This is a genomic window from Chitinimonas violaceus (genome assembly GCF_052601015.1).
Genome location: NZ_JBQXDJ010000046.1, coordinates 24,910 through 35,179 on the forward strand (window position 1 = coordinate 24,910; position 10,270 = coordinate 35,179).

Below are 10,270 nucleotides of genomic sequence, written 5' to 3' on the forward strand. Positions count from 1 at the left end.
GCAACTTCTTTTGTTTTGCTCACTCAATATAAAGTAAGGGAGGGTGACGAGATTGGTTGATCTGTAGCAGCCCGTTACACAGATTATTTAGGGCCTCTTTCGATCTTACTGCGCTACTGTGATCAGGGCTTATGTGTTGCTCAAAATCTTCATGTAACTCAAGTGCATTCCAGTATCTGCGCTGCGCTTCACCCTGCTGACAGCTGCTTGCTACAGATCGTAAACGTGTTCTTAATATATGTCCTTCCCTGTGGGTATTGGCCGCGATTGCAGTTCACATCGCTTGGCTTGGCAGCGTACTGCGGGTTTTGGAAGGATTTCGCAGGTCGATATCTCCCCACTTGTGGTGATTGCAGCCTGACGCACCGTCTTGTGCTGTTCCGCCAGCGACTGGATGGTTTCGGCATCGCCAGTGCGACTGGACCAAGGCAGATAGCCTTCCGGCCCGCCGCACGCCTTCGCGCCAACCTCCACCACATGGCAATCTGCGTCGGTTTCGCAACTTGGTGTGCCGATGGCGGCCTGCAGGGCTTGTAACGTGTTGCCAACTTCGATTTTGGTGGCTGCCGCAGCGGGTAAGTTCAAGGCCAGCACAAGCGCTAAACCACGTAGGGGGGGGGACATGATGACTCCGTGTGTTGGTATGCCATGGTGGTCATCATCGGCTAGTGCCCAGCGTTGGGCAACAAAAACAGTGGGGCTCTAAGTAGCTGCACAGCCAGACTATTTAAGCCGTTGAATTTGGTATCTTTCCCTCATAAATAGGGCCGCACAGACGCATTTTTTGAGCGGAATGCCTATTCATGAACTACTATATTTAGTACCATTCAGTGTAACCGAATACTACATATAGTGTTTTTTCGGGGTTTTGTGCACATTTTATCCCCGGAATTATCCACACCCCGTCCTGCGCTTGCTGTGACGTGAAATTTAGGTGTGTGACGGGATGTTGGCGCACATTTTCTCCCCCGCCATCCGGTCTGAACAGGCAACCCAGAATAAGCGGCTTTGGCAAAAGCTGCATTGCCAAGGCCTATCAATCAACAGTCATAGGAGCCCTCCTTACATGTACACCACGTCCGATACCGCAAGCACCACGCGTGTTGCTTACCCGCAGGGTAACAACAGCGTGGGCTCGACTGCTGCCCAGTCTGGTGCCGAGTACAAGACTATTCGCCGGAACGGTGCCGTTGTCCCGTTCGAGCCCATGAAAATCTCGGTCGCCATCACCAAGGCTTTTCTGGCTGTACATGGTGGAGCTGCGGCGCAGTCGGCCTCGGTGCGCGAGACTGTGCAACGGATCACCGATCTCGTGGTGAACGCCCTGATGCGGCGTAAGCCCGAAGGTGGGGCTATTCATATCGAGGACGTGCAAGACCAGGTGGAACTGGCCCTGATGCGTTCGGGTGAACACGATGTGGCGCGCGCCTACGTGTTGTACCGTGAACGGCGTCATCAGGAACGTCTAGCCAAGGGCGAGGCTGAGCATGCGCCCACCAGTGCAATCAATGTCAACGATGCAGGTGTGGCCAAGCCGCTCGATATCGCCAAGCTGCACGCATTGGTGCAATCGGCTTGTTCGGGTTTTGAAAAGGTGACCGACCCCGAGCATATCGTCGCCGAGACCCTGAAGAACCTGTACGACGGCGTGCCGGCCGAGGAAGTGCGCAAGTCCGCCATTCTCTCTGCCCGCCAGTTGATCGAGAAGGAACCTTCCTATTCCAAGGTGACAGCCCGTCTGCTGATGCACAGCCTGCGTCGTGAAGTGCTGGGCGAAGAAGTGATGCACGAGGAAATGGCTACGCGTTACGCCGAGTATTTTCCCAAGTTCATCAAACGCGGTATCGAGGCGGAATTGTTGGACGAAGAGCTGGCCCAGTTCGATCTGGCCCGTCTGGGTGCCGCCATCAAGTACGAGCGCGACTACCAGTTCGATTATCTCGGCCTGCAGACCCTGTTTGACCGCTATTTCCTGCATGTACATGGCCAGCGTATCGAGTTGCCGCAGGCTTTCTTCATGCGTGTCGCAATGGGCCTGGCCCTGCGTGAAACCGATCGTGAAGCACGCGCTATCGAGTTCTACAATGTGCTGTCGACTTTTGATTTCATGTCCTCGACGCCCACTTTGTTCAATTCCGGTACGCAGCGTAGCCAGCTTTCCAGCTGCTACCTGACCACGATTGCTGACGACCTCGACGGTATTTACGAAGGCCTGAAGGAAAACGCCCTGCTGTCGAAATACGCTGGCGGTTTGGGTAATGACTGGACATCGGTACGTTCGTTAGGCAGTCATATCAAGGGCACCAACGGTAAGTCGCAGGGCATTGTGCCGTTCCTGAAGGTGGTCAACGACACGGCTGTAGCCGTGAACCAGGGTGGCAAGCGCAAGGGCGCGGTGTGTGCGTACCTTGAGACTTGGCATGCCGATATCGAGGAGTTCCTCGAACTGCGTAAGAACACCGGTGACGACCGCCGTCGTACCCACGACATGAACACCGCCAACTGGATTCCCGACCTCTTCATGCAGCGCGTTATGGAAGGTGGCGACTGGTCGCTGTTCAGCCCAAGCGAAGTACCAGACTTGCACGAGTTGTACGGCAAGGCATTTGCCGAGGCCTACACGCGTTACGAAGCCAAGGCAGCGCGTGGTGAAATGCGTGTGTACAAGAAGATTCCAGCCTTGCAGTTGTGGCGCAAGATGTTGACTATGCTGTTCGAGACAGGCCACCCCTGGCTTACTTTCAAGGACCCTTGCAATATCCGCAGTCCGCAGCAGCATGTTGGCGTGGTGCACAGCTCCAACCTGTGTACCGAAATCACCCTCAACACCAACGATACCGAAATCGCGGTGTGTAATCTCGGTTCGGTCAACTTGGTCAACCATATGGTGCGTGGCGATGACGGCCAGTACAACCTCGATAGCGATAAGCTCCGCCGTACAATTGGCACCGCGATGCGCATGCTCGACAACGTTGTCGACATCAACTTCTACCCGGTGAAGAAGGCGCGTAATTCCAACCTCCGGCACCGTCCGGTTGGCATGGGCATCATGGGTTTCCAGGATTGTCTGCATATGCTGCGTACGCCGTATGCGTCCGACGCTGCCGTGGCCTTTGCCGATAAGTCGATGGAACTGGTGGCCTACCACGCTTATTACGCCAGTACTGAGTTGGCTGAAGAGCGCGGCAAATACCCAAGCTACGATGGCAGCTTGTGGTCCAAGGGCATCCTGCCGCAGGACAGTATCGACTTGCTGATGGAAGCCCGCGGCGGTTACTTGGAGATGGACCGTAGTGCTCTGCTTGACTGGAGCCAGCTGCGCCAACGCATCGCCACCTACGGTATGCGTAACTCCAACTGTTTGGCGATTGCGCCTACGGCAACCATTGCCAATATCGTTGGTGTGTCTGCCTCCATCGAGCCGAACTACCAGAACATCTTCGTGAAATCGAACCTGTCGGGTGAATTCACGGTGATCAACGAATACCTAGTGCACGACCTGAAGGAACGCGGCCTGTGGGACGACGTGATGATTGGCGACATCAAGTACTTCGACGGTTCGCTCTCCCGCATCGACCGTGTGCCGCAGGACCTCAAGGCCATGTACGCCACGGCGTTTGAAGTGGAGCCCAACTGGTTGGTGGAATGTGCTTCGCGCCGCCAGAAGTGGATCGACCAAGCCCAGAGTCTGAACATCTATATGGCCGGTGCATCGGGCAAGAAGATGGACGACCTGTACAAGCTGGCCTGGGTGCGTGGCCTGAAGACCACTTACTACCTGCGTACCTTGTCGGCATCGAGCGCCGAGAAGTCGACCGGCCGTGGGGGTGAACTGAATGCCGTGCCGATTGGTGGCGGCCATATGGCTTCCGCCCCAATTGAAGTGACTACTGGCAACTACAGCGCAGGGGAGGAAGCCGCCGAGTCGGCCAAGTTTTGCAGTATCGACAACCCAGAGTGTGAAGCCTGCCAGTAACACAGTTGCTGGCGGGCCGAGCGTGGTGGCAAGCAGCATCGCCACGCTCGCGGAAGAAGCCGAGCTGTGTAGTGAGGTTGTCGTTGTTGAAGCCGAAGTGGTCGAATCTGCCCACGCGGTTGAAATAGCTAAGGCTGTAGCGAAGTTGCTTGAGCCAACCAACAATACCCCCAAAGCACCGGGGCGGTTGCGGGCTTGGCGTACAGCATGGCCGAAGTGGTAGTACGCAGTTTGATGCGGTAGATGTAGAAATGAGAAAGCCCGCGATGTTGCGAGCATCGCGGGCTTGATCTGAAAGGCATGGTGGTAAGGGAGTCCCTCTGCCGCCATCTGTGTACTTTCCAGACGCAATGAAATGTTAGCACAGGTGGTCTCGCTATCTCCTTTCAATGTTTTGAAGGAAATTCTGTGGCTAAAAATACTGGCAATGGCTTCCGTAAAGGCTCCGTTGATAACCGGACACAGTTTTACAACCGCAGTAACCAAACTTGGTATAAGCGGGATGTTTCTACTGGTCAGTTTATGGATGGCAAGTCTGATGGTGACCCATTTAAAGGGGTTGCTAAGGAAGTGGATGATCGGCGCAAGTAAGCGCTAGTAGTGGATGAGCTTTTGCTGAGCATTGGCTCATCCCTTCTGCAGAAAGTGTTTTAGCGGCTTTGCCGCGTATGTTTTGAGCGAGAGTCCGTCTCGCGCCCGGCTTACTTTCTTTGCCTCGCCAAAGAAAGTAAGCAAAGAAAGGCGACCCGGCGGTGTCGCCGACCTATGGCCGGTGCCCTACGCTTCTCGACTGTCGCGGCCTGGGCCGAAACTTGCCCACTTTGTGGGCTCAAACAGGCGGCCCCGGACTGCTCCGCACCAGTCTGCGATGCTCGGCGACACCAACGGGGATAGGATGCTCCGTAGACAGTAGTTGTGGCCGTTCCTGAAAAGGAGCGGTCTTACTGAGAATTGATGAAGTAACGAATAGAGATTCAGGAGAAAAAAGATGCTGTCTTGGGAAGAAAACACTGCTGCACCAACCGCAGCCAAGCCGGCCAACCCACAGGCCCAAACCAGCGGCCAAGGTACACCTAGTGGTCGCGTCAGCGCTGTGGACAAGCGCATCATCAATGGCGGTACCGACGTCAACCAGCTGGTGCCTTTCAAGTACAAATGGGCTTGGGAGAAGTACCTCGCCACCTGCGCTAACCATTGGATGCCGCAGGAAATCAACATGCAGCGCGATATCGAGTTGTGGAAGAACCCCAACGGGCTGTCGGAAGACGAGCGCCGTCTGGTCAAGCGCAACCTGGGCTTCTTTGTGACGGCCGACAGCCTGGCTGCCAACAATATCGTGCTGGGCACCTATCGCCATATCACCGCGCCAGAGTGCCGTCAGTTCCTGTTGCGTCAGGCATTTGAAGAGGCCATCCACACCCACGCCTACCAGTACATCGTTGAAAGCCTGGGTCTCGATGAAGCCGAAATCTTCAATGCCTACCACGAGGTCAAATCCATCCGAGATAAGGATAACTTCCTGATCCCATTTATCGATGCGCTGACCAACCCCGACTTCAAAACCGGCACCCCCGAGGCTGACCAGCAGCTCTTGAAGTCGCTCATCGTGTTCGCCTGCATCATGGAAGGCATGTTCTTCTACGTCGGCTTTGTGCAAATCCTGGCACTGGGCCGCCAGAACAAGATGACCGGCGCTGCCGAGCAGTACCAGTACATCCTGCGCGATGAGTCGATGCACTGTAACTTCGGCATTGACCTGATCAACACTGTGAAGATGGAAAACCCACACCTGTGGACCGACGCCTTCAAGGCCGAGCTGACCGGGTTGTTCCAGAAGGCGGTGGAGCTTGAATACGCCTATGCCGAAGACACCATGCCACGCGGTGTGCTGGGCCTGAACGCCAGCATGTTCAAAGACTACCTGCGCTTTATCTGCAACCGCCGCATGCAGCAGATCGGCCTGGAACCGATGTTCCCCGGTGCAACCAATCCATTCCCATGGATGAGTGAAATGATCGACCTGAAGAAAGAGAAGAATTTCTTCGAAACACGGGTGATTGAATATCAGAGTGGTGGGGCGTTGAGCTGGGATTGATGTAAGACGTCGGGCGACAGATAATTTTTCATTTACGACGCATAATCTTTCACCCGACGACACACAATTTTTCATTGTGTTGCCAATAAGAAGCCCCGCTAGTTCGGGGCTTCTTAACAAACGTAGGTGTGTTACTGCTGATTCTTGTCGTCGGCCATTCATGTCTGGAGCGGCATCCGAACAGAATCAGCCACATACTGGGGTCCAGAGATAGAGAACCCAGCCCAATTGGCCATTTATCCCTGGAGTTTTCAGAAAGCTGGCCACTTATCTTCGGATTCATTGCAGGTGCCGGTGGTCGTTGACCGCAGCGCCGGGCAGGAGTGTTGGTGGTCACTGACCAGTTGAGAGCAGGCAGCATTCGACCCGAAGCAGCTGTTGCGTTGTACGTATGATCGACCGCTCATCGGCCCAAGCAGTCGGTGAAGAGGCATTCCTTGAACAGTTGTAGAGCAGCGGTTAAGGCCATCTATCTATCACGCCATAGGGGCCAGTAGGTACCGCTGCTTAGCCTATGCCCGGTTTCGGCGGATCATTTCACCGCAAGGCAGACACTCAACATGTATGAGGCGGGCTGCCCTTAGCAAATGGAACCTGGGCTTCCTATGCGCTAGTCAGCCAGCGCAGCTCAACACCTTGCGACGTCAGGCTGTCATTTGCAGCTGCCATCACTGCTTTCACGTTCTCGACCAACTTCCCTGCCGACAATCCAGGCTGCACTGCATACACCGTCAGGCTAATGGCGATGGGGTCATATGCTCGAAGCAGTTCCAGCGCTGCGTCCCGCGTACCAAGTAAAAACGGCGAATGGCCGCGACCGGTGCGGGCAAGAGTTCGACGTTCGACGTGTCGAAGCAAATCGTCCTTGCGCTGAAACCTGCCCGACTTCACAGACTGGCCGGCAAGCTCATAGACATCATCAATACGTTCACCGGACACGGAACCCCCTGCGCCCTTGCAGTGGTAGAGCGAAATGGAGAGGCGGTTGGCAGGCATGGCCTGCGCAACGATGAAATCAGCTGCTTCTCCGGACCTGTGGTCGTAGATGATGAAGCTGTTGCCAGGAAGCCCAAGAAGGTAGTCTCGCAAAAATCGTTGAACGGTCATGCGCCCCGGGTTGGCTGAATCAAATTCGACCCTCGTCTCACAACCATCCCAGTTGTGAACGACTAAGCTCTCGGGCCGAATTCCCGCACTCGCGCGACGCCGCTGGAGCGTGCTTCGCGTGAATGAATCCAACTCCTTCGTGAAAAAAATAAGCCCGTTGTCCTCCAACCAATCCTCGACAGACTCCCTGCGCCCTTCTGCAGCAACCACGTGCATGAGCGGCTCATCGTTCATCAAAAGAAACTGAGGGCTTTGGTTCAAGCGATACTGAACCTGTTGATGCTGACCGCTGTCACCAAGGCGGAATGTCAGCGCAGAACCGTCGGCACTCACCACGATGTCGCTTACCTCCAGATCCAGGATGCAGGTTCGGAAGGCATCGGCACCCTCACCGATGAAGACAACAGGGTTGTCCCTGTACGCGTTCTTCGACCAGTCAGTCATGAAGGTAGATGCCGGAATTCGTTGGAGCGTCTCTCCATATGGCAGCAGGTCGAGGCCCGACCGACCAATGTTGACCTGAGCGGCCGTCATGCGCCCATGTAAAGCCTCCATCCAGTCAAGGATGTCGGGAATCGAGAGTTTCCCATTTGACCACACCCGGCCGCCAGCGCTCGCCCCTATGACCTCGGTTTCGCCATTTACCTGCCCGCGCCCCATGAAATGACCTTGCGAAAAGTTCGCAGCGTCCGTATCGCGAACACCTCTGTCAGCGTTGCTACCGGCGACGATGCGGTAGGACTCAGCCGTCGCCGTGGGTGATGTGCTCCGAATCCCGACACTATAAAACTCCTGGTCAGTCATACCGTTCAGGACTTTCCGAATCTGCTCGAAGGCCAATGGCGTCGCCCTGCCTTCGAAGAAGACTTCCAGCAGCTCTGCGTAGTAGCGCTCAGAGCGCTCTGTCGCAGTAATGAACAGAACCTGCGAGGCAGGGAAATACTTCAAAAGGAAGCACTCGTGCTCCGCGTCGACCAATTGGTCGTCGCGATACCAGATGGGCGACCGAACGGACTTAGCCAGAAGCAGATAGGTGTTCCCATCGTCGCTACGCCACGCGTTCGTAACCTGCAGGGACTTGAGCGTCTCCGGCGCAATATCAAAGTTGGGCGCTTGACCCGTCCTATACGCCGCTATGTGCTGCGCCAACCGAAATGCCCCCGGATTCACTGCCTCGTAGTCCGCCGAAGGATTCCCCGCTTGAGCGAACGACTGAAGGGTTTCACGCTCACGTATCGCCAACCCCTGACGTGCTTCGGCTACATCCGCGAGCAGAATGTCCCAGTCAACTCCCTCTCTGTAGAGCTCTGTGCTTTCGGCGTCAATTTCGCGTGGTACTGCCAAGAAGGTCGCGGCGCCAGTGTGCTGGTCATTCGTTCGCGCGAACCGGCCGATGAACTGCAGCGTCGGAACCAGAGATTTGTGTGCGCTGTGCAGGACTGCAATCTTGAATTTCGGGAAGTCGTAGCCTTCGCCGAACATATCCACACAAACCACTCCATCCAGTCCGCCAGCAATCAGCCTGCTCTCGACATCTTCAATCTGCTGTCGCGACCTTCGGCTGGAGACCGCCTCGACCCTAAGGCCTGCGGTTACATACATGGCCGCAAGCCGCTCTGCATCTGCAATCCGCTCGGTGCGCGCCAACAGCCTATGCTGCAGGCCAGCCTCCGTGTCGCGTCTGAATACCTCCACCGCCCGCGCTACCAAGGTTGCATCGCGTCTCTCAGGAAGCTCATCGGGGTCAACCGCCACCGGGCAGAAAACGACCTTGCCAAAGGCGTTTTCCTCCACAGCACGACGCAGCGAGTAGTAGAAAACAAGCCGTCCGGGCAGTTGTCTACGGTCGCGGCGAAACGGTGTCGCACTCAGGAGGACATGGCGGGCACGTGGCGTTGCCCGGATGAACGCAGCCCATGTCCGCGCTGGCGAATGGTGGCCTTCATCGACAAGAACTAGGTCGAACAGCCCGTCAGGTGGAGGAGGCACCCCCTCCATCTCGGGACTAGCCGAGTGGGGAGTGCAGACGACGACGTCGAACTGCTCAAGCGCTTGCCATGCCTCTGGCGAGCCTATCCGCTCTTCAACAATGGTTACTCTGGGGCCGGGCAGATCCGCCTCGCCAGGCAGTGCCGTCAGTCGGCGAAGCGTTTCAAGGCTTCGAAAGGCTTTTGCCGCCTGACCGCGTAAAGGGCCTGTTGGCGTGACCAGCAGAACACGCCGCGCTTGTAGGAGGAAGCAGGCGGCCGTGAGCACCGCAGTCTTTCCATAGCCTGTAGGTAATGAAACGATGGCGGGCTCATGCCGCTCGATGAAGTGCGCCGCCAGCGCAAGAAGCGCACCGACCTGACCGCGCCTGAGTCCTGAATTGGGCGTCGTGCCCTCGCGGACGACCAAACACGGCTCGTTCTCCTGAAAGTACGCCACCGCCAACCTCCGTCCAACGCCTGCTACTAGAAGATCTACCATTTTTTAGCAGTGTAGTATTGAGGGTCAGAAGTCGCCCCTCGACTCCCTCCCTTTCTTCACTACGCGCTGGGTAATGGTCTGGCTGGTCCCAATGGGATAAAACCTTCGCTTGGGCATCCAGGAGTTAAAGTGGTGACTCGTCTTGATCTGACAGCAGGAATCGCAAGGCGAATGACAGATTTGGCCGAGAAGCTGACAACTGATTGCTGATCAGATAACCAGCAGGCCGCGCAAAAAAAGCAGCGAGGGAATCACGAGTAATCAGCAAGAGTGAGCGTGTCCGTTAGCATCCGCAGGTAGCTTACTGTGCTTACCTCCGCATCCAGTCGCAATCCGCAACTAGCTGCATACTGCACGCGCACCTCGAAGGTACTTACGCGTCCGTCTCTCTATCTCTGGATCCCAGTATGTGGTTGATTCTGTTCGGATGCAGCTCCAGAGATGAATGACCAACGACACTTGTACAGCAGTCAGTGCGGTGATGTTTGACGGAGCAGTGTTGCGGCTGACCGAAAACTGACCCAGCCAAAGTGCTAGTGCCGATTCAAAACTGACCCAGGTGTTCTACTTGCCCTGCCTAATTTCTAGGCAGGAGAGAAAGGGTGATCACCATGGAAATGTTA

General features: G+C 55.9%; 6 protein-coding genes. 4 read left to right on the forward strand and 2 right to left on the reverse strand.

The window, feature by feature from the left end; genetic code table 11:
- Nucleotides 1-231 precede the first annotated feature (231 nt).
- On the reverse strand, nt 232-624 hold the full coding sequence (locus ACUHMQ_RS14745; RefSeq protein WP_445296223.1) for a hypothetical protein: 393 nt from the start codon (nt 622-624) through the stop codon (nt 232-234).
- Between the two features lie 442 nt (nt 625-1,066).
- Between ACUHMQ_RS14745 and ACUHMQ_RS14750 the strand changes: the two genes are divergently transcribed.
- The 4 genes from ACUHMQ_RS14750 (at nt 1,067) to ACUHMQ_RS14765 (ending at nt 6,071) form a co-directional block, all read left to right on the forward strand.
- Entirely contained in the window at nt 1,067-3,976 is a 2,910-nt protein-coding gene (locus ACUHMQ_RS14750; RefSeq protein WP_445296224.1) for a ribonucleoside-diphosphate reductase subunit alpha, read from the forward strand.
- Nucleotides 3,960-4,199 carry a hypothetical protein gene (locus ACUHMQ_RS14755; protein ID WP_445296225.1) on the forward strand — a complete coding sequence of 80 codons (240 nt, stop codon included), beginning with the start codon at nt 3,960-3,962 and terminating at the stop codon, nt 4,197-4,199. Before ACUHMQ_RS14750 ends, ACUHMQ_RS14755 begins: the two co-directional genes overlap by 17 nt.
- A gap of 185 nt (nt 4,200-4,384) precedes the next feature.
- Entirely contained in the window at nt 4,385-4,567 is a 183-nt protein-coding gene (locus ACUHMQ_RS14760; protein ID WP_445296226.1) for a hypothetical protein, read from the forward strand.
- A 397-nt stretch (nt 4,568-4,964) separates the two neighbouring features.
- On the forward strand, nt 4,965-6,071 hold the full coding sequence (locus ACUHMQ_RS14765) for a ribonucleotide-diphosphate reductase subunit beta (RefSeq protein ID WP_445296227.1): 1,107 nt from the start codon (nt 4,965-4,967) through the stop codon (nt 6,069-6,071).
- Nucleotides 6,072-6,674: 603 nt separating this feature from the next.
- Here the strand turns inward: ACUHMQ_RS14765 and ACUHMQ_RS14770 are convergent.
- Nucleotides 6,675-9,605, reverse strand: a complete 2,931-nt coding sequence (locus tag ACUHMQ_RS14770; RefSeq protein ID WP_445296228.1) for a DEAD/DEAH box helicase — start codon at nt 9,603-9,605, stop codon at nt 6,675-6,677.
- Nucleotides 9,606-10,270: the final 665 nt, after the last annotated feature.

Excerpts from the sequence above, each read along its gene's own strand:
- ACUHMQ_RS14745 (WP_445296223.1), bottom strand. The coding sequence starts at position 624 with ATGTCCCCCCCCCTACGTGGTTTAGCGCTTGTGCTGGCCTTGAACTTA.
- ACUHMQ_RS14750 (WP_445296224.1), top strand. The coding sequence starts at position 1,067 with ATGTACACCACGTCCGATACCGCAAGCACCACGCGTGTTGCTTACCCG.
- ACUHMQ_RS14765 (WP_445296227.1), top strand. The coding sequence starts at position 4,965 with ATGCTGTCTTGGGAAGAAAACACTGCTGCACCAACCGCAGCCAAGCCG.